The organism is Edaphobacter dinghuensis (assembly GCF_014640335.1).
Classification (GTDB): domain Bacteria; phylum Acidobacteriota; class Terriglobia; order Terriglobales; family Acidobacteriaceae; genus Edaphobacter; species Edaphobacter dinghuensis.
In genome coordinates, this window is the sequence record NZ_BMGT01000002.1 from 813,397 (window position 1) to 831,547 (window position 18,151).

Genomic DNA, 18,151 nt, shown 5'->3' on the forward strand with positions numbered 1-18,151 from the left:
CTTCTAACCCGAAGCTTCATATCTTGTTGCTTTCTGCCTGCTCCAACAATTTGGTTGCCTGCAATCGAACCCGCTGCATTACTGCTCCATCTCCGGCGATCGAGATCAGAACCGGGGCAATCGTTCCCAACTCCAACGCATGCCCTGCCTTTACCGCCTGCACCAGCTCGTTCATCTCCTCATCCAGCCCCAGCCGGTCGTAGCGATGGAGAAACTCCAGCCTGCGGCCCTCGTCCAGGGTGAAGGCGATGAAGAGAAAGGTATCCGTCAGCCCATTTACGTCCTTGTTATCGGAGTAGTTATAGGTGCACGAGCCTGTTCCGTCTGCCCCCTTATAACTCAGCGTCTTCTCTCCTGTGTTCGCAATGTGCTTGGACTTTGTCTCGCAGGACATATCGAAGTGGCCCAGCTCTCTTGCGCCTTTGAATATCTTCATGACCGTCGGCGCCGTCAGCTTCAATGTGCGGTCGATGTGCTTCGGCGAAGCATACTGCACGGAGTCCTTGTCCGCCGGACTTTGCACTTCGTCTGCCTGATAGCTCCCCGTCCCATCCTCGTTCACCCGCAGCGTAAAGCGCGGCACCGGAACGCCCGCCCGCTCAAACTGAAAGCTGACCTCGGCAGGTTTCGCAGAAGAGGACATGGCTTCCGGAGCGGCAGATTGAGCGACAAGCACGCATCTGGATGCAAGACCGAAGGAGATCGCGAGCGCAACCGAGGTTATCGTTCGCGCGGCGGATCTCATCGACGCGCTCCCTGTAGCAGCAGCGTCTGCGCCGTATGAATATGGCAGATGGCAATCGCCAGCGCGTCCGCGGCGTCTGCCGAATCAAGCTCATGGTCGATCTCCAGCAGACGCTTCACCATGAACTGCACCTGCTCTTTCGCCGCCAGACCGTAGCCAACGACGGAACTTTTAATGGATAGCGGAGCGTACTCGGCCACAGGAAGCCCGCAGGTTGCAGCGGCCAGCATGGCCACTCCCCTCACCTGCCCCAGCTTCAATGCGGACTTTGCGTTGGCGGAGAAGAAGACCTCTTCGATGGCGACGATCTCTGGCTGGTGCAGTGCCATCAGCCCGGTTAGCTCGCTATAGACCTGCGCGAGACGCTGCGGGGTCTTTTCTTTCTTGTTCAACCGGATGGTTCCGGCGGCGAGGTGCATCAACTTCGGCATCCGGGCGTCGCAGTCCACCTCTACAACACCGTAGCCGGTAAACTCTGTGCCGCAATCGATGCCAAACACTCGCATGGGCGAAGTTTACTGCATTTCAGGCTACTTCCCGATGGCGAAATTGAGTCGCCCCTGTCGCCGCAGGTTTGGTTTTGCGGCAGGTACCCCCACCCCTGTACTTAAAGTCCTAAAGTCTTCAAAACAAATGGCCTAAGTCCAAACCAAGTCCGGACCTAGTCTGGACTTCGGACAGATGGAAAAAGCCCGGCACGGATGCCGGGCTTTATCTCTTATTGGGTTTATTATATCGGGCTCTGTCAAGCTATCGTGAGATGCCTTCGAGCGGCGAACTGGCGGTGGCATATAGCTTGCGCGGCATTCTGCCAGCGAGGAATGCCTGCCTTCCCGACAGAACTGCGTGTTGCATCGCCTCGGCCATCAATAGGGGGTCTTTTGCCTGGGCGATGGCGGTATTCATTAGTACGCCGTCGAAGCCCAGTTCCATAGCTACTGTGGCGTCCGATGCTGTGCCGACTCCGGCGTCGACGATGAGAGGAACCTCGGTAATCAGCTCGCGGAGGATGCGCAGGTTGGCCGTGTTCTGCAACCCGAGACCGCTGCCGATGGGCGCTCCGAGAGGCATGACTGCGGCTGCGCCAGCATCGATCAGCCGTTTGGCAAAGACAATGTCATCAGAGGTATAGGGGAGAACAGTAAAGCCTTCTTTTACCAAAACGCGGGTCGCTTCGAGCGTCGCGTGAATGTCGGGATAGAGGGTCTGCTGGTCGCCGATGACCTCGATCTTGACCCAGTCGGAGAGCCCGACTTCGCGGCCGAGACGCGCGGCGCGGATGGCCTCTTCGGCGGTGTAGCAGCCGGCGGTATTGGGTAGCAGGAAGTAGCGCTGCGGATCGATGAAGTCGAGGAGCGACTCGCTGGAACGGTCGAGGTTGACGCGGCGAACCGCGACCGTCACCATCTCGGCGCCTGAGGCCTCGATGGCCGCCTGCGTCTCCGGGCCATCCTTGTATTTTCCGGTACCGACGATAAGACGAGACTGAAAGGCTCTGCCAGCGATGACGAGGGGGTTCATCTGTCTATTCTAAAGCCGCACTGCGAAGGAGAGGCAAGCGTTCGAGATAATCCCCTTTGGCCTGATAGCTGACTTATGGCGCTATCTGATGACCTTCGTGTGTGGTTCTCAGATGATTTGTCGGTATCTTTCCAGCCTGCGATAAAGGCATCCATGAAATAAGATTGCAACGACTTCGGCGAAGACGTGCGTCAGTCCGCAGATTTCTAAAAATAATCAGTCACAGGAAGGGATCAGGTCGGCATTGAATTTACCGCCCGTAGTCCTCAGTACATCTGATTCGGCTTTAAATCGTGCGATCTCGCGAACTGTCAGACGGCTGGCACCGTGCCTGATGCTTATGTACGTCGTCTCATTTCTCGACCGCTCGAATATCGGTTTTGCAAAGCAGGCTCTGGAGCGATCGGAAGGCATCTCCGAAAGTGTCTATGCTTTAGGCGCGGGTTTGTTCTTCATCAGCTATTCGTTATGCGGATTTCCCAGCAACCTGATCCTTCATAAAGTGGGGGCGAAGAGGTGGCTTGCTCTCCTGATGGCGGGCTGGGGAATGATATCGATGGCCACCATGTTCGTGAGCGGGGCCACCTCCTTTTACCTGCTGCGGCTGCTGCTCGGGGTGGTGGAGGCCGGGTTTTTTCCCGGCGCGATTCTCTACCTGACCTATTGGTTCCCCAACAAGGTTCGCGGGCGTGTCCTTGGACTGTTCTACCTGGGGGTGCCGCTTGCGCTGATTGTGGGCGGCCCGCTCTCGGGTCTGCTGCTTGAGATGCGCCCGCTGGTCGGGCTTCAAAGCTGGCAGTGGATGTTTCTTGTGGAAGGCTTCATCGCAGTCGTTCTTGGACTGGCTGCATTTTTGTATTTGGATAACAGGCCGTCGAATGCCTTATGGCTGCCAACTGAGGAGAAACAAGCGTTGGCGGATGCATTGGCGCTCGAAGAGGAGGAGCGGCGCTCCGTCGGACCCGCGAAGCTTCTGCCTATGTTCCGCGATCTTCGAGTGATGCACTTTCTGCTGATCTATACCCTGATCCAGGTAAGTACCTACGGGGCAGTTTTCTATATCCCTGCGGAGATCTCGGCCCTTCTGCATAAGCCCGTAGGGATCGAAGTCGGCCTTGTTTCAGCTATACCCTGGATGTGCACGCTGGTCGCGGTCTATCTGCTGCCGCGCGCTGCCGATAGGTTCCACAAGCATCGTCTGTTCGCAGCGCTGACCATGCTGGTTGCGGGGTGCGCAAGCTTTGCATTTCCCACTGCCGGGCCGGGCATAGGACTTGTCACGCTTTCGCTTGCGGTGGCTGGCTTTATTGCTGTGCAACCGCTTTTCTGGATGTTCCCAACGGAACACCTGGCAGACCGGGCAGCGGCCGGCGGTATTGCGCTTATAGGAATGGGCAATCTGGGCGGGTTCCTTGCACCCAACCTGAAGGTTTGGGCCGATGAGTATTTTGTCTCGCAACGTGCAGGCTTGTATCTTCTGGCTGGACTTACGCTTTTGAATGCGGGGTTGATCGCACTTGTGAAAGCTCGCCGGACTGCTAAAAGCGCCACGTAAAACTGTTATTGGCCACGCTACGGCTTAAATGACAAACGACCCGCGCCTGAAAAGAGGAGCAGCGGGCCGTCTGGCGGTGATCTGTTGAGATTGACTTGAGGCGTCCATTTACTCGGACATTGGGCCTCGGCGGAACTGCTGGTTATGCAACGCCAGGTCTAGAGCAAAAGGACGCTCTAAGCCTCAGTCACCTCACGTACGTTGATGCAACTGTTACTGTCAAATTTCATAGGCTGGATCATCCTCCTTTCCCGTGTAGGTAGAGGCTACTCCTGACCCCCGAGGAGATCAAATCGACGCCCTGGCGTACATCTGACGGCAGCGGGCAGGCATCGTAAAAAGGTCGCACAAATGTTTGGAGTGAAAGGTGTTGCACATGAAAGTTGCAACCATTGCAGGCATCCTCCTGATCATCCTTGGAGTTATCGGTTTTGTCGCCGGCGGCGTCAGCTTCAGTCATACGAAGAAGGACCTGAACCTGGGCCCGCTCAAGATCTCCCACGAAAAGAGGAAGACCATCCCCATCTCACCGATCGTGAGCGCCGTCGCGCTGGTGGCGGGGATTGGGCTGGTAGTCATGGCAGCGAAGGACAAATGACCGCCGTGTCGATCCCATACCGGCTGCAAGGATTTATTTCAGGTATGCGCGCACCAGATCGATCAGCTCTTCTCCGAGGTCCGGCGTCAGAGGAGCGCGCCCGTCCTGCAGAAGGTGCAGGCGGATGTGGTCTTCGAGCACCTCTGCCATCAGCGCATTGATGCCGCCACGAGCAGCGGCCAAGAGCATCAGCACATCGGTACAGTTCTCCTCGGCGAGCAGCGTTCGCTCCACGGCATCCATCTGGCCTCGAACTCGTTTGACGCGATTCAACAATTTTGTACGTTCTCGTGAAATTTCTGTCACATTGTTCTCCTTAATACCCTAAGGGGGTATACTATATAAATTATACCGACTTCAGTAAGCTCTCGTAGAGCAAAGGCCCACCTTCAGACAGGAAAGTAGACGATTTCCATGGTAATTCGCACTCCATTCACAGGCAGGCTTGAAGATCAAAGTTCAATGGCGCGAAACTTTACTTTGGGTTCCCTGCTTCTGGGATTGCTGTTGATCGCCGCTGCGCGTAACGTTGTGGCCCAGCAGGAGAATATATTGCTGCCCTCCGACCCCGGGGCGCAGCGGGATGTCACGCCCGCGCCTGCGAATGCGCCTACCCTGTTTCCACACTGGAACCACTCGCGCTTCCTGATCTCCGGTCAGGCGAACATCATCCTTCAGGGACATGGGGGATTCCACTCGCCTTACGAGGGAACGAACAGCTTCCTTAGCCGGGGGGAGTACAAGACCTCGTTGCTGGGAACGCTGTTTTTGGGTATGCAGCTCAGGAAAGATCCGAAGAGCAATACAGATGCGATCTTCGACCTCGAATCGTCTGGTGGACGCGGCGACAGCGAAGCTCTGGGACTGGCGGGCTTTACGAATCTGGACGTTGTGCGCAATCCGAACCTGGGCTCGACGCCTTATGTTGCACGGGTTCAGCTGCACCAGACGATTGGATTGAGCAATAAGCTCGTGGACGCCGACCCGACGCAGTTCTCGCTAGCGACCGAGGTGCCGGAGCGGAGGCTGGAACTCCATGTCGGGAAGATGAGCATGCCCGACTTCTTCGACATTAACAGCATTGGAACGGACAGCCATCTGCAGTTTTTGAACTGGACGGTCGACAACAGCGGGACATGGGACTATGCCGCCGATACGCGTGGCTATACCTATGCCGTCGTGGCGGAGTATGACGACAAGAATTGGACGGCGCGATATGGCGTTGCGCTGATGCCTACGGTTGCCAACGGCATCGATCTCGACTGGAACCTGCGCAGGGCGAGCGGGCAGAATATGGAGTTCGAGCTGCGCAAGTCGCTGCTGGGTGGGCTGGTCAGTCCGGACCGCAAAGGGACGATCCGGGTGCTGAGCTTTGTGAACCATGCTCATATGGGGCTTTATCGCGATGCGATCAAGGCGTATCTGAATGGCGAGGATAAGACGCCCAACATCACGCTGCATGAGAGGTATGGCGAGGTTAAGTACGGCTTTGGGTTGAATGCAGAACAGGAGCTGACGTCGAATCTGCGCGTCTTCACTCGCGTTGGATGGAACGAGGGCCAGCATGAGTCGTTCGCGTATACCGAGGTCGATCAGACGGTCGAGTTTGGCGGCGATTACGCGGGCAGCGCATGGTCGCGCCCCAATGACAAGGTGGGGCTTGCGTTCGTGAGCAATGCGATCAAGGGAGATCACCAGGAGTATCTGCGCCTTGGCGGGTTGGGCTTTTTGCTCGGCGACGGCAACCTGAACTATGCGCGCGAGGACATTCTGGAGGGTTACTACAACGTCCATGCATGGCGCGGCGTTTATTACGCACTGGATACGCAGTTTATCGAGCATCCCGGCTATAACAAGGACCGGGGGCCAGTGCTGGTGTCGGCCCTGCGGATGCACGTGGATTTTTAAAATCGCCGTATACTTCTGACGTGACTCCACTTATCGCGTACGAGGCTGTGGGATTTGCCCTTGGCCTGATCTTTGGCAGCTTTTTGAATGTCTGCATTGCACGGCTGCCACAGGGCCAATCTGTTGTTCATCCGCGCTCTCGCTGTCCGCAGTGTGGGGCGGGGATTCGCTGGTACGACAATCTTCCGGTGTTGAGCTGGCTGCTGCTGCGCGGCCGGTGCCGCGATTGCAAACATCCAATTGCGCTGCACTATCCGCTGGTGGAGATTGGGCTGGGATTGTGGTTCATGGCGCAGGCGGCGGATATTTACATGCTGCTCGCTTTCTCCAAACCGCATGATCTGGTATCGGATGTCATTGTGCATGTTGGGATTGCGTTGCTTGGCTTCCTGTTGATCGGGTTGATGGTGATGGACTGGCAGACGCAGTTGCTTCCGGATGTCTTTACGCTGGGCGGCATTGCGGTTTCGTTCTTCCTGACCTGCGTTCGCGCTATCTTTCTCGCGCCGAATGAGGATGATGTGATTCTGCACAATCAGCAGATCCAGATCAGCAGCCCAGGAAGCTCTGCTGGGCAAGGAAATGTGTTTCTTACCGGGCCGGAGAGATTGCTGGGAGAGTGGCTGCTGGCGGTCTCTATAGCTGTAGTAATTCTGCTGGTCGTTCGCTGGCTGTATAAGGCGCTGCGGCATCGTGAAGGCATGGGGTTGGGAGACGTAAAGCTGTTCGGGCTGCTGGCCGCGTTTCTCGGCTTCTGGTCGGCTACGCTGGCGCTGTTTCTTGGGGTGCTATTTGCAAGTGCCTATGCAGTTATTCTGCTGGCGCGCGGCAAGGCTGGAGCTGCATCGAAACTGGCCTTTGGCAGCTTCCTTGCGGCGGGTGGATTGATTGCGGCGCTTTACGGGGAAAAGATCATTAACGCATACAAAACGCTGCTGTAATTGCACAGCCGAATACCGTCAATAACTTGACACTTGACCGTCGCAATCTTAGAGTCGAAGATGGCCATGCAAAGTTACCCCTACATATGGAATTACCTTCCCTTGGCGCTGCAGATCCTGGTAGCTCTGGGTGTTGCCTGCGGCATGGTGGGAGCTTCATTCCTCCTCGGCAAACATAAAAATTCACGTACTAAAGCCGGCGCTTACGAGTGCGGCATGGACCCCATCGGCGATGCTCGCGGACGCTTCTCGGTTCGCTTCTACATGGTCGCGATGCTCTTCATCCTGTTCGATGTCGAAGCGGTCTTCATGCTTCCCTGGGCTGTCATCTTCCGCCAGCTGCCGGCGATCACAGGCTCGCGCATGTTCGGCTTCTACGAGATGCTGGTCTATATCGGCTTCGTCGCGGTCGGCCTCTTTTACGTCTGGAAGAAGGGCGTTCTGGACTGGTCCAACGACAAGGGAGATCTCTAATGGACGCCGCACTGACCGGCACCCAGGCCGTATTTGAGGCCCATGCCCACAACGCCGCAGTCAAGGCGCTGTCGAGCCTTGCAACAGACGCTAAATTCGATCGCGCAGAACTGACGATTACCGTTGCACGCGAGAACATCATTGCAGCCTGCAAGGCTGTGCAGCAGGCAGGCTACAACTTCCTCGAAGATGTCACTGCTGTTGACTGGTATCCGTCTGAACCGCGCTTCCAGATCACCTATCACATCCTTTCGCACTCGCTGAAGGCGCGGGTTCGTCTCGCGGTGAGACTGAACGAAGGCGATGCCGTGATCGACAGCATTGTCGGCGTATGGCCTTCGGCTAACTTCTATGAGCGCGAAGTCTTCGACCTCTTCGGCGTCCGCTTCAGCGGCCACCCCAACCTCCGCCGCATCATGATGCCCGAAGACTGGCAGGGGCATCCGCTGCGTAAGGACTATCCCGTGGAGGGATACCGCTAATGGCTCCCGTTGCTGCTCCCGACATGCTGAATCCCGGCGTTGAAGACGTTGTCGCCGATAGAAATCGCCACCAGGGCGTACCTCCGCCGCAAGACCAGACCATGGTCATCAACATGGGGCCGCAGCATCCTTCGACGCACGGCGTGCTTCGCCTGGTGCTTGAGATCGATGGCGAGTCCGTCGTCTCGCTGGCTCCCGATATCGGCTACCTGCATACCGGCATCGAGAAGACCTGCGAAGCCAAGTTCTATCAGCAGGTCGTGCCACTGACCGACCGCATCGACTACCTCTGTCCAATGACCAACAACCTCGCCTACTGCCTTGCGGTAGAGAAGTTGCTTGGTCTCGAAATTCCTGAACGCGCACAGTATCTGCGCGTTCTGCTGAACGAGTTGACGCGCATCCAGTCGCACCTGGTCTGGCTTGGCACACACGCCATGGACATCGGCGCGCTTACCGTCTTCCTTTATTGCTTCCGCGAGCGCGAGGACATTCTCCGTATCTTTGAGAGTGTCGCCGGGCAGCGCATGATGACCAGCTACTTCCGCATCGGCGGCGTGAGCCTGGAACCACCGCTGGACTTCTATCAGAAGGTTCAGGACTTCCTGAACATCATGCCGGAGCGCATTCAGCAGTACGAGAACTTGCTAACTGGTAATCCGATCTGGATGGGACGCCTTAAGGGTATCGGCCATCTGTCGGCTGCAGATGCTATCGCGCTGGGCGTGACCGGACCTCCTCTGCGTGCTTCGGGTGTGGATTGGGATCTTCGCCGCGATATGCCTTACAGCGGCTATGAGAAGTTCAAGTTCAATGTGCCGGTCTCGAATGGCTGCGATGTCTGGGCGCGTTACGTCGTCCGCATGGACGAGATGCGCGAGTCGGTCAAGATCTGCCAGCAGGCGCTCGATGGAATGCCCGAAGGCCGCATCGTTGCTGACGCGCCGAAGATAATTCTTCCCGATCGCGAACAGATGAAAACGCAGATGGAAGCGCTGATCCATCACTTCAAGATTGTTACCGAAGGCTTTGGCGTTCCTGCGGGCGAGGTCTTTCAGGCTGTCGAATCGCCGCGTGGCGAGATGGGCTACTACGTTGTCTCTGACGGCACGGCCAAGCCTTATCGCGTCCACATGCGCAATCCTTCTTACGCAACATTGCAGGCGCTCGAAACGATGTGCAAAGGCCGCTTGCTCGCCGATGTTGTGGCAGTGATCGGCTCTATCGACATTGTGCTCGGAGAGATTGACCGATAGAAGAAGTTCTTCAGCAAAGTTTTTGTTTTTCGTACTGAGGTAAGTTTTGACTAACGAACGTATCGACAGGGAACTCTGGACATCGTTCGCATCGCTGATCAGAAGCTATGGAGCGGCCCACGGGCTGAACAGCCGCCACCAGGCAGTCGTTGAAGTTGGGAGTGACCTCATCCTGCTTCGCGTCGGAACACGCTGGCTACGCTTCACGCCCAGCGAGATGATTGAAGACAATAACCGCACGGTGCCGTTCCGTCTGAACCATGATGGGACCGCCACGATCGGTGACGTAACCGAAGAGATGGACCTTGCCGCCGAAAGGCTGGCGCGGGAGATGATGCAAAGTGAGTGAAGTCGCCAATACGATTTTTTCCCCGGAGCTGGCCGCGCGCTTCGACCACCTCGTCACCATTTATCCGATGCGGCGCTCGGCGCTCGTGCCGATGCTGCTGTACGCGCAGGACGAGGTCGGCTATGTCTCGGACGCGGTCGTCACCGAGATAGCGCAGCGCATTGGGTTGCTGGAGCTGGATGTTCGCAACGTGCTGAGCTACTACTCCATGCTGCGCACCAAGCCCGCAGGAAAGTACAACGTGCAGGTGTGCACCAACATCAGCTGCATGCTGCGCGGCGGCTACGAGATTCTCGACCACTGCAAGGCGAAGCTCGGCATCGGGCATAAAGAGGTCACCAAAGACGGTGTCTTCTCGCTGGAAGAGGTCGAATGCATCGGCGCCTGCTGCTGGGCCCCGGCGATGCAGGTCAACTACGACTTCCACGACAACCTCACCACGATCAAGGTGGACGAAATCATCGAAACCTATCGCGCTGGCCAGGGAAAGGACGTCAAATAATGCCTACCCTCGTCTCTCATCCTGATGAAGTTAAAGTAATCTCTCGCCGGTTTGGCCAGGGTGCAGCCAACATCGACAAGTACATCGAACTCGATGGCTATAAGGCCGTGCAGCAGGCTATCGCTGAAGGTCCGGAGTGGATCATCAACACGATGAAGGCCTCGGGGCTGCGTGGCCGCGGCGGCGCGGGCTTCCCTACCGGACTGAAGTGGTCGTTTGTGCCTAAGCAGTCGGAAAAGCCGAAGTATGTTCTGGTGAACGGCGACGAGTCTGAGCCTGGCACCTGCAAGGATCATGTGATCTTCCGCGAAGATCCTCATGCTGTCATCGAAGGCACAATGATCGCCGGGCTGGCCATCGGTTCAAAGCTCGGATTCATCTATCTTCGTGGCGAATACCGCTATCTGCTGAAGATCGTCGAGAAGGCAGTTGCCGATGCTTATGCTCGCGGCTTTCTGGGCAAGAACATCTTCGGTACTGGCGTCGATTTCGACATCATCACGCAGAGCGGCGCGGGAGCCTACGAGGTTGGCGAAGAGTCAGCACTGATGGAATCACTCGAAGGCAAGCGTGGTGTTCCACGCATCAAGCCTCCCTTCCCTGCCGTTGTCGGTCTGTATGGCGGCCCGACGGTCATCAACAACGCCGAGACCATCGCCAATGCGCCGCACATTCTCCTGATGGGTGGCGAGGCATACGCGAAGCTTGGAACGGAACGCAACGGTGGAACGCGTCTCTTCGGTATCAGCGGGCATGTCGAGCGTCCCGGGGTATATGAACTGCCGATGGGCTACAGCCTTCGTAAGGCGATCTATGAGGTAGCGGGTGGAATCAAGGACGGCAAGAAGTTGAAGGCCGTCGTCCCCGGCGGAGCTTCGTGCCCAGTGCTCACCGCAGACGAGATTGACGTGGGCCTCGACTTTGACCAGATGGCCAAGGCCGGGACAATGCTCGGTTCGGGCGGTATCGTCGTGCTCGACGACACTGTCTCCATTGTGGAGTTCGCGCTTCGCACGATCGCGTTTTATCAGCATGAATCCTGCGGATGGTGCATTCCCTGCCGCGAAGGAACAGACTGGATCAAGAAGACGCTGACTCGTGTGTATCAGGGCGGTGGCAACAAGAAGGACGTCGATAACGTTCAGTATCTCGCCGAAAACATGATGGGCCGCACCTTCTGCCCGCTTGGCGATGCGGCAGCGATGCCGACGCTTGGATTCGTGAAGAAGTTCCGCAAGGAATTTGAAGACTACATCGAAGGCCACAAGGCTGGAACCCCCATCATCACCGTGCAACAGCTGGTGGGTGCAGGACATTGAAGAACGGAGTATCCCGGCTGATCTGGATACTCGTAGTGCTCGTACTTTTGGTCGGAGTTCTGAGAATTGTAATGACTCGCTCGCACCGGAGCGCAGATCAGAAGATTTTGATTGAGAAGTCAAAGCAGAGGAATTGAAGATGGCAGATGTAACTTTTACCGTGGACGGCAAAAAACTCACCGCACCTGCAGGCACCTTGCTCATCGATGCCTGCAAGTCTGCCGGGATCGAGATTCCTGCCTTCTGCTATTACCCCGGCCTCTCGCTTCAGGCTGCATGCCGCATGTGCGTTGTGCGTTTGGAGAAAGTACCTAAGCTGCAGACGGCCTGCACCACGCCGGTTGCTGAAGGCATGGTTGTACAGACCGAGACGCCTGAGATCGTTCAGGCGCGCAAGGCGACCTTGCAGCTGCTGCTCGGCAACCATCCGCTCGATTGCCCCGTCTGCGACGCTGGCGGCGAGTGCGAGTTGCAGGACATGACCTTCAAGTACGGTGCGGCTGAGAGCTTCTATGCCGAGCCGAAGAACCACCGCGAAGAGCAGAAGTGGTCGCCGGTCGTTTACTTCGACCGCCCACGCTGCATTCTCTGCTATCGCTGCGTGCGTATGTGCGGCGAGGGTATGGACGTCTTCGCGCTTGGCATCCAGAACCGCGGCAGCTCTTCCGTCATTGCACCGAATGTTCCTGCGGATCTTACTCCAGATCACCTTGCGCATGTCGATTGCGAGCAGTGCGGCATGTGCATCGATGCCTGCCCGGTTGGCGCGCTGACCAGTGGAACGTATCGCTACAAGACTCGCCCGTGGGAGATGAACCACGTCGCCACGACCTGCACCCATTGTGGCGACGGCTGCAAGACGACGCTTGGCGTTCGCAGCACGTCGGATGGCTCGGAGATTGTGCGCGGCGACAACCGCGACAAGAGCGGCATCAACGGCGACTTCCTCTGCAACAAAGGCCGCTACGCCTTCGACTTTGCCAACAATGACGACCGCATCACCCAGCCGCTGGTTCGCCAGTCGAACGGAGAGTTCAAGCCAGTTAGCTGGGAAGAGGCTTTCGACTATGTGGGCAAGCGTCTTCGCGAGCTTCGCGATACGCGCGGTGGCAAGAGCATCGGCGTGATTGGCGGCAACCGTCTTACGAATGAAGAGGCTTACCTGCTTCAGAAGTTTGCCCGCACCGTGGTCGGCACCAACAATATTGATCATCACCGCACCGCGGATTACGTTTCGTTTGCCCAGGCGCTTGCGGGACAGACGAACCGCACTGCTTCCCTGCGCGATACGCTGACTGCACCGGCGATTTTGCTGGTGGGTGGCGACCCGACCAATCAGGCTCCGGGGACGGCGTGGAATATCCGCACGAATGTTCGCAACAACCGGGCGCGCCTGTATGTCGTCAACTCGGCAGAGATTAAGCTTCGCCGTCAGGCTAAGGCTTTCGTGCGGCTCGCACCGTTTGGCTATGGTGCGCTGGCTGGTTATCTCGCTGGTGACAACGCTGCAGGATCGAGCGCTGTCACCGATGTGAACGCGCTGAGCACCTTCCGCGACACCGTCAAGGCGGAAGAGAATCTTCTTATCCTTATCGGTTCTGAGCTGCGCGGTGCAGAGCTGAAGAAGCTCATCGAGTTCGGCCTCAGCATTCCCGGCGCGAAGTTTGCGCTGCTCGCCGACTACGCCAACTCGCGCGGCGCGGCCGATATGGGCCTGCTGCCAGATATGCTTCCCGGCTACACACCGGTTTCCAGCAGCAACACCTTTGCTGAGTACAACGCTCCCGCCGAGGCTGGTCTCGACATGCTGGAGATCTTCGATGCTGCCGGACGCGGTGAACTCTCGGCTCTCTATGTAGTCGGGTCTAATCCAGTCGCGCGTTACAGCGTCGATCCCGCTGCGCTCAAAGATACCTTTGTCGTGGTGCAGGAGATGTTCCTGACAGAGACCGCAGCGCTTGCAGATGTAATTTTGCCCGCAGCGAATCTCTACGAAAAGTCCGGTTCTGTCACGAACAGCTATGGCGATCTGCAGCAGGTCAAAAAGGCTGGCGACCGCGCCGGTGTCCGCACCGACTTCGAGATGATCGTCCGCATCGCAGACAAGATGGGCGCGGATATGCGCAAGCTTGTGCCGTTCGGCAAAGGTCTTCGCGCCGATATGGGCCAATCCCGCGGTGCGCAGTCGGGAGAGGCTGATCGTCATGCAATATGGCTGACGGCGAACAACCTTGAGCCGAAGCTCAGCCCGTTTGATCCTTACGCGATTCTCGATGAGATTCAGCGTCTCGTTCCCGGCTACAACGTGCTTCGTCTCCAGCTTCTTTCAGGGAACGATCAGCATCTGCAACCGGCTGCTTCCGGTCTGGTTCAGATCGGTAACCGACGCGATCTGGTCCTGCCCGCAAACGATACCCTCTTCACCTCCGGCACGCTTGGCCGCTACTCCGCCATGCTGAACGATGTGCAACAATACCAGGCCAATCAGCCCCTTATTCAAATTCAAGCCGCCGACTAGGAGCGCAACCAGACACCGTGAGCCATCTCAGTCCGTTCCAGACATTTCTGCTGCTCAGCATTGTTAAGATCATCGTCGTCTTTGTCATCACACTGACGGCGGTGGCCTATACAGTGCTGCTGGAGCGCAAGGTCCTCGGCCATATGCAGAACCGCTGGGGCCCCTCCCGCGTCGGTCCCTTTGGACTGCTGCAGCCTCTTGCCGACGGCATCAAGCTCTTCCTCAAGGAAGACCTGCTTCCCTTCGCAGCCGAGCGTCCGCTGTTCATCGTCGCGCCGATCATTGCGCTGACCTGTGCGCTGGTCTCGATCGCCGTCGTCCCCTTCGGAGCCGCCCACCATATCTATGCCAACGGTATCGGCGTGGATATGTTCGACATCTCCAACATCAACATCGGCCTGCTCGTCATCCTTGGCATCACCTCGATTGGTGTCTATGGCATCGCGCTCTCGGGCTGGTCGTCGAACAATAAATTCTCGCTGCTCGGCTCGCTGCGCGCCACTTCGCAGGTCATCAGCTATGAGCTTGCCCTTGGACTTTCGCTGGTCGGCGTTGTTCTCCGCGCCCAATCGCTGAGCCTGCGCACCATCGTCGACAGTCAGTCCGCACACGGTCTGCTCTCGTGGAACTTCTTCGGCGGATATCAGTTCGTGGCCTTCTTCATCTATCTGATGGCGGCTTATGCCGAGACCAACCGCGCGCCCTTCGACCTTCCTGAAGCGGAGTCGGAGTTGGTTGCCGGCTATCATACCGAGTACAGCTCGATGAAGTTCGCCATGTTCTTCATGGCCGAGTACGCCAACATGATTACCGTAAGCTGCGTGGCCACGCTGATGTTCTTCGGCGGCGCGTCCAGCCCTCTCGGTCATCTGCTTCCGGCAAACTTCGGCGGCCCCATCCTTACGGCAATCTTCCCTGTTCTCTGGTTTGTGGCAAAGGTGTTCGCGTTCCTTCTGCTCTATATCTGGGTACGCGGTACAGTTCCCCGTTTCCGTTACGACCAGCTGATGAGTTTTGGCTGGAAATTTCTACTTCCTCTGGCGATGGCAAACATCATCATCACCAGTCTCGTCCTTGCACTGCACGGCTAGTTTCACCGCCGGGCGGCTTTACAATCGGCAGTAGCCAAAAGCTTCTGCTCTGTTATCTAGCGATTCAGGAAAGACTTGAGCGGTTCATCATGCAACTGGCACTTTTCATAATCTTTGGCGCGCTGGCCGTGGCGGGAGCACTCAATCTCCTGCTGCAACGTCATCCCATCAACAGCGCTCTGTCGCTCGTCGTTGTGATGATGTCGCTCGCGGTCCTCTACTGGTCACTGGGGGCTGAGTTCCTCGCCGCCGCGCAGGTCATCGTCTACTCCGGCGCCGTCATGGTGCTCTTCGTCTTCGTCATCATGCTGCTGAACGCAGGCGAAGAAGAACGTACCAACGGCAGCCGCGCCGCTTATATCGTCGGCATCCCCGGCGCAGCCGCCATCTTCTGTCTGCTCAGCTTTGTCTTCCTGTCGGAGCAGAAGGCACTTGGCGTCGCCAGCATCGGCGGTCATCTCAACAACGGCCTCAACAATATCGCCGAGATCAGCCAGGTGCTGTTTACGAAGCAGCTTCTTCCCTTTGAAGTGACCTCGATTCTCATCCTCGTCGCCATCCTCGGCGCCGTGGTTCTCGCGCGCAAGGAGGAGCAATAAGCCTATGGCCGCACAAGTTCCTACTGCCTATTACCTTGTACTCGCCGCCATCCTGTTCTCCATCGGCGTTGGATCTTTTCTCGTCAAGCGCAACATCATCACCATCTTCATATCGATTGAGCTGATGCTCAACGCCGTCAATCTTACCTTTGTTGCCTTCGCGCACCAGTGGCACCAGATCAGCGGCCAGATCTTTGTCTTCTTCGTGATGGTCGTCGCCGCCGCCGAAGCCGCGGTTGGCCTTGCCATCATCATCGCCATCTTCCGTACCCGCCAGACGCTGAACGTCGATCAGATCGACCTGATGAAACTATGAGCCCTCAGACTTCCATGATTCCCGCAAGCTATCTCTGGCTGATTCCGCTGCTTCCCTTCGTCGGCTTCCTGATCAACGGAACCCTTGGCCGCAAACTGCCGCGTGCCGCCGTCACTGCCGTTGCGCTGTTGTTCACTGCGATCCCCGCCTGCATTGTTGCGTGGCTGTGGTCGATGATGACCGGCGCGAATGCTCCGGAGGTGATTAACGCTGTCAGCCGTCCGTGGATTGCTATCTCCGGCTTTCAGGTCAACTTCGCCTTTACCGTCGATCATCTGACACTGATCATGCTCGGCGTCGTTACCGGCGTCGGCTTTCTCATCCATCTTTACTCTGCCGGATACATGGCGCACGAAGAGGGTTACTGGCGCTTCTTTGCCTACCTCAACCTCTTCATGTTCTTCATGTTGATCCTGGTGCTGTCGAGCAGCTTCCTTCTGCTCTTCGTCGGATGGGAGGGCGTGGGTCTCGCCTCGTACCTTCTGATCGGCTTCTACTTCAAGAAGGACTCCGCCGCCAACGCCGGCAAAAAAGCCTTCATCGTCAACCGCATCGGCGACTTCGGCTTCCTTCTGGCGATGTTCCTGATCGTCGCCCACTTCGGCAATCTCAACTTCACCGACGTCTTCGCCTCCATCTCGCAGCATCCTGAGTGGCATGGTGGCTTCCTCACTGCCATTGCGCTTCTGCTTGTCGTTGGAGCCACTGGAAAGTCTGCACAGATTCCGCTGTACATCTGGCTGCCGGACGCGATGGAAGGCCCGACGCCAGTCTCTGCTCTTATCCACGCTGCAACGATGGTCACGGCTGGCATCTACATGGTTGCCCGCTGCCATACGCTGTTCGACCGCTCTCCCTATGCGCTCGCTGTCGTTGCGATCATCGGTGCGGCAACGGCGATTGTGGCCGCCTCCATCGGAATGGTGCAGCACGATATCAAGCGCGTGCTTGCCTACTCCACCGTCTCTCAGCTTGGCTACATGTTTCTGGCCTGCGGCGTCGGAGCCTATGCCGCTGGAATCTTCCACCTGCTCACGCATGCGTTCTTCAAGGCGCTGCTCTTCCTCGCGGCGGGTTCGGTGATCCACGCTCTCTCCGGCGAGCAGGACATGCGCAACATGGGCGGTCTGCGCAAACGCATTCCCATCACCTTCTGGACGATGACCTCGGGCGTCTTCGCTATCGCGGGTATCTGGCCCTTCGCCGGATTCTTTTCGAAGGACGCGATCCTTTATCAGACCTTCATCTCAGACAATCACATTGGCAAGCTGCTCTGGCTCGTTGGCCTTATTACCGCCGGCATGACGTCGTTTTACATGTTCCGGCTCTGGTTCAAGACCTTCTTCGGAGAGCTACGCTACGAAGAGCCTGCGCACGATGCACATGGTCACGATAGCCACGGCCATGGCGGCATTCACGAGTCACCATGGGTCATGACGCTTCCGCTGATCATCCTGGGCATTCTTTCGCTCGTTGGTGGCTGGGGACATGTTGCGTTTGGAAACTTCCTCGATCCCGTCTTTGGAACCACTGCTGAAGCTGCCACTGCGGCAAGCCACAGCATCGAGCTAACCCTTGTCGCTGTCTCGTTGATTGTTGTAGCCATCGGGTTCTTCTTTGCGTGGCTGTTCTATTACAAGAAACCTGGGACTGCTGGTGCGCTTGCGCTCAAGGTCAAGCCGCTCTATTCGCTGGTCGAAAACAAGTATTGGGTCGATGAGATTTACGGCGCCGTCATCGTTACACCGCTGCTCATGTTCACCCGCCTTATCCTCGGTGGCCTCATCGACTCAGGCCTGGTCAACGGCTCCGGTGCGCTCGCAGGAGCCACCACCCGAGGCCTCAGCACACTTACCCGCCGGGTTCAGTCCGGCAACATTCGCTCCTATGCCGGATGGCTCGCGCTCGGCGCTGCCGCCATCCTCGTCGTCATGATCTTCGGACGCTCGCTCTGGGTGCACTAAAGGAAACGATTAA

General features: G+C 57.4%; 19 protein-coding genes. 15 read left to right on the forward strand and 4 right to left on the reverse strand.

Going from position 1 to position 18,151, the window contains the following annotated elements:
• Window positions 1-16: 16 nt before the first annotated feature.
• The 3 genes from IEW09_RS08915 to IEW09_RS08925 all read right to left on the reverse strand — a co-directional run bounded on the left by IEW09_RS08915 (window position 17) and on the right by IEW09_RS08925 (window position 2,266).
• The gene (locus tag IEW09_RS08915; RefSeq protein WP_188553803.1) at window positions 17-745 is read right to left on the reverse strand and encodes a hypothetical protein; all 729 of its coding nucleotides are present in this window, start codon (window positions 743-745) and stop codon (window positions 17-19) included.
• Window positions 742-1,251: a crossover junction endodeoxyribonuclease RuvC gene (gene ruvC / locus IEW09_RS08920; RefSeq protein WP_188553804.1), complete on the reverse strand. Its 510-nt coding sequence runs from the start codon at window positions 1,249-1,251 to the stop codon at window positions 742-744. Before ruvC ends, IEW09_RS08915 begins: the two co-directional genes overlap by 4 nt.
• Window positions 1,252-1,495: 244 nt before the next feature.
• A complete protein-coding gene (locus IEW09_RS08925; protein WP_188553805.1) occupies window positions 1,496-2,266 on the reverse strand; it encodes a thiazole synthase in 771 nt (256 codons plus the stop codon).
• A 340-nt stretch (window positions 2,267-2,606) separates the two neighbouring features.
• Between IEW09_RS08925 and IEW09_RS08930 the strand changes: the two genes are divergently transcribed.
• Window positions 2,607-3,821: an MFS transporter gene (locus tag IEW09_RS08930; protein ID WP_229739205.1), complete on the forward strand. Its 1,215-nt coding sequence runs from the start codon at window positions 2,607-2,609 to the stop codon at window positions 3,819-3,821.
• A gap of 376 nt (window positions 3,822-4,197) precedes the next feature.
• Window positions 4,198-4,419: a DUF3185 domain-containing protein gene (locus IEW09_RS08935; RefSeq protein WP_188553807.1), complete on the forward strand. Its 222-nt coding sequence runs from the start codon at window positions 4,198-4,200 to the stop codon at window positions 4,417-4,419.
• Between the two features lie 33 nt (window positions 4,420-4,452).
• Here the strand turns inward: IEW09_RS08935 and IEW09_RS08940 are convergent, their stop codons facing one another.
• On the reverse strand, window positions 4,453-4,725 hold the full coding sequence (locus tag IEW09_RS08940) for a metal/formaldehyde-sensitive transcriptional repressor (RefSeq protein WP_188553808.1): 273 nt from the start codon (window positions 4,723-4,725) through the stop codon (window positions 4,453-4,455).
• Window positions 4,726-4,881: 156 nt separating this feature from the next.
• On the opposite strand from IEW09_RS08940, the gene IEW09_RS08945 reads away from it, so the two are divergent.
• The 13 genes from IEW09_RS08945 (at window position 4,882) to nuoL (ending at window position 18,138) form a co-directional block, all read left to right on the forward strand.
• Window positions 4,882-6,327, forward strand: a complete 1,446-nt coding sequence (locus IEW09_RS08945) for a carbohydrate porin (protein WP_188553809.1) — start codon at window positions 4,882-4,884, stop codon at window positions 6,325-6,327.
• Between the two features lie 20 nt (window positions 6,328-6,347).
• Window positions 6,348-7,268: a prepilin peptidase gene (locus IEW09_RS08950; RefSeq protein WP_188553810.1), complete on the forward strand. Its 921-nt coding sequence runs from the start codon at window positions 6,348-6,350 to the stop codon at window positions 7,266-7,268.
• Between the two features lie 66 nt (window positions 7,269-7,334).
• A complete protein-coding gene (locus IEW09_RS08955) occupies window positions 7,335-7,742 on the forward strand; it encodes an NADH-quinone oxidoreductase subunit A (protein WP_188554390.1) in 408 nt (135 codons plus the stop codon).
• Complete coding sequence (locus IEW09_RS08960; protein WP_188553811.1) at window positions 7,742-8,224, forward strand: NADH-quinone oxidoreductase subunit C; 483 nt, start codon at window positions 7,742-7,744, stop codon at window positions 8,222-8,224. Before IEW09_RS08955 ends, IEW09_RS08960 begins: the two co-directional genes overlap by 1 nt.
• Window positions 8,224-9,480 (forward strand): NADH dehydrogenase (quinone) subunit D, encoded by a 1,257-nt coding sequence (nuoD, locus tag IEW09_RS08965; RefSeq protein ID WP_188553812.1) that lies wholly within the window; start codon window positions 8,224-8,226, stop codon window positions 9,478-9,480. The genes IEW09_RS08960 and nuoD overlap by 1 nt, the downstream gene beginning before the upstream one ends.
• Window positions 9,481-9,526: 46 nt before the next feature.
• Entirely contained in the window at window positions 9,527-9,829 is a 303-nt protein-coding gene (locus IEW09_RS08970) for a transcriptional regulator (protein ID WP_188553813.1), read from the forward strand.
• Entirely contained in the window at window positions 9,822-10,331 is a 510-nt protein-coding gene (locus IEW09_RS08975; RefSeq protein WP_188553814.1) for an NADH-quinone oxidoreductase subunit NuoE family protein, read from the forward strand. Before IEW09_RS08970 ends, IEW09_RS08975 begins: the two co-directional genes overlap by 8 nt.
• Complete coding sequence (gene nuoF / locus IEW09_RS08980; protein WP_188553815.1) at window positions 10,331-11,650, forward strand: NADH-quinone oxidoreductase subunit NuoF; 1,320 nt, start codon at window positions 10,331-10,333, stop codon at window positions 11,648-11,650. The genes IEW09_RS08975 and nuoF overlap by 1 nt, the downstream gene beginning before the upstream one ends.
• Window positions 11,651-11,789: 139 nt before the next feature.
• Window positions 11,790-14,168 (forward strand): molybdopterin-dependent oxidoreductase, encoded by a 2,379-nt coding sequence (locus IEW09_RS08985; protein ID WP_188553816.1) that lies wholly within the window; start codon window positions 11,790-11,792, stop codon window positions 14,166-14,168.
• Window positions 14,169-14,185: 17 nt separating this feature from the next.
• Window positions 14,186-15,259, forward strand: coding sequence for an NADH-quinone oxidoreductase subunit NuoH (gene nuoH, locus IEW09_RS08990; protein ID WP_188553817.1), 1,074 nt, complete (start codon window positions 14,186-14,188; stop codon window positions 15,257-15,259).
• 89 nt (window positions 15,260-15,348) lie between these two features.
• The gene (locus IEW09_RS08995) at window positions 15,349-15,858 is read left to right on the forward strand and encodes an NADH-quinone oxidoreductase subunit J family protein (RefSeq protein ID WP_188553818.1); all 510 of its coding nucleotides are present in this window, start codon (window positions 15,349-15,351) and stop codon (window positions 15,856-15,858) included.
• A gap of 4 nt (window positions 15,859-15,862) precedes the next feature.
• A complete protein-coding gene (gene nuoK, locus IEW09_RS09000) occupies window positions 15,863-16,174 on the forward strand; it encodes an NADH-quinone oxidoreductase subunit NuoK (RefSeq protein WP_188553819.1) in 312 nt (103 codons plus the stop codon).
• Window positions 16,171-18,138 carry an NADH-quinone oxidoreductase subunit L gene (nuoL, locus tag IEW09_RS09005; RefSeq protein WP_229739206.1) on the forward strand — a complete coding sequence of 656 codons (1,968 nt, stop codon included), beginning with the start codon at window positions 16,171-16,173 and terminating at the stop codon, window positions 18,136-18,138. The genes nuoK and nuoL overlap by 4 nt, the downstream gene beginning before the upstream one ends.
• The last annotated feature ends 13 nt before the right edge of the window (window positions 18,139-18,151 follow it).

Bases quoted from the DNA above. Each gene is read 5' to 3' on its own strand.
- nuoK (WP_188553819.1), top strand. From the start codon at position 15,863: ATGGCCGCACAAGTTCCTACTGCCTATTACCTTGTACTCGCCGCCATC.
- nuoD (WP_188553812.1), top strand. From the start codon at position 8,224: ATGGCTCCCGTTGCTGCTCCCGACATGCTGAATCCCGGCGTTGAAGAC.
- IEW09_RS08930 (WP_229739205.1), top strand. From the start codon at position 2,607: ATGTACGTCGTCTCATTTCTCGACCGCTCGAATATCGGTTTTGCAAAG.
- IEW09_RS08915 (WP_188553803.1), bottom strand. From the start codon at position 745: ATGAGATCCGCCGCGCGAACGATAACCTCGGTTGCGCTCGCGATCTCC.
- ruvC (WP_188553804.1), bottom strand. From the start codon at position 1,251: ATGCGAGTGTTTGGCATCGATTGCGGCACAGAGTTTACCGGCTACGGT.
- IEW09_RS08945 (WP_188553809.1), top strand. From the start codon at position 4,882: ATGGCGCGAAACTTTACTTTGGGTTCCCTGCTTCTGGGATTGCTGTTG.
- nuoL (WP_229739206.1), top strand. From the start codon at position 16,171: ATGAGCCCTCAGACTTCCATGATTCCCGCAAGCTATCTCTGGCTGATT.
- IEW09_RS08935 (WP_188553807.1), top strand. From the start codon at position 4,198: ATGAAAGTTGCAACCATTGCAGGCATCCTCCTGATCATCCTTGGAGTT.
- IEW09_RS08995 (WP_188553818.1), top strand. From the start codon at position 15,349: ATGCAACTGGCACTTTTCATAATCTTTGGCGCGCTGGCCGTGGCGGGA.
- IEW09_RS08960 (WP_188553811.1), top strand. From the start codon at position 7,742: ATGGACGCCGCACTGACCGGCACCCAGGCCGTATTTGAGGCCCATGCC.
- IEW09_RS08985 (WP_188553816.1), top strand. From the start codon at position 11,790: ATGGCAGATGTAACTTTTACCGTGGACGGCAAAAAACTCACCGCACCT.
- nuoF (WP_188553815.1), top strand. From the start codon at position 10,331: ATGCCTACCCTCGTCTCTCATCCTGATGAAGTTAAAGTAATCTCTCGC.
- IEW09_RS08955 (WP_188554390.1), top strand. From the start codon at position 7,335: ATGCAAAGTTACCCCTACATATGGAATTACCTTCCCTTGGCGCTGCAG.
- IEW09_RS08925 (WP_188553805.1), bottom strand. From the start codon at position 2,266: ATGAACCCCCTCGTCATCGCTGGCAGAGCCTTTCAGTCTCGTCTTATC.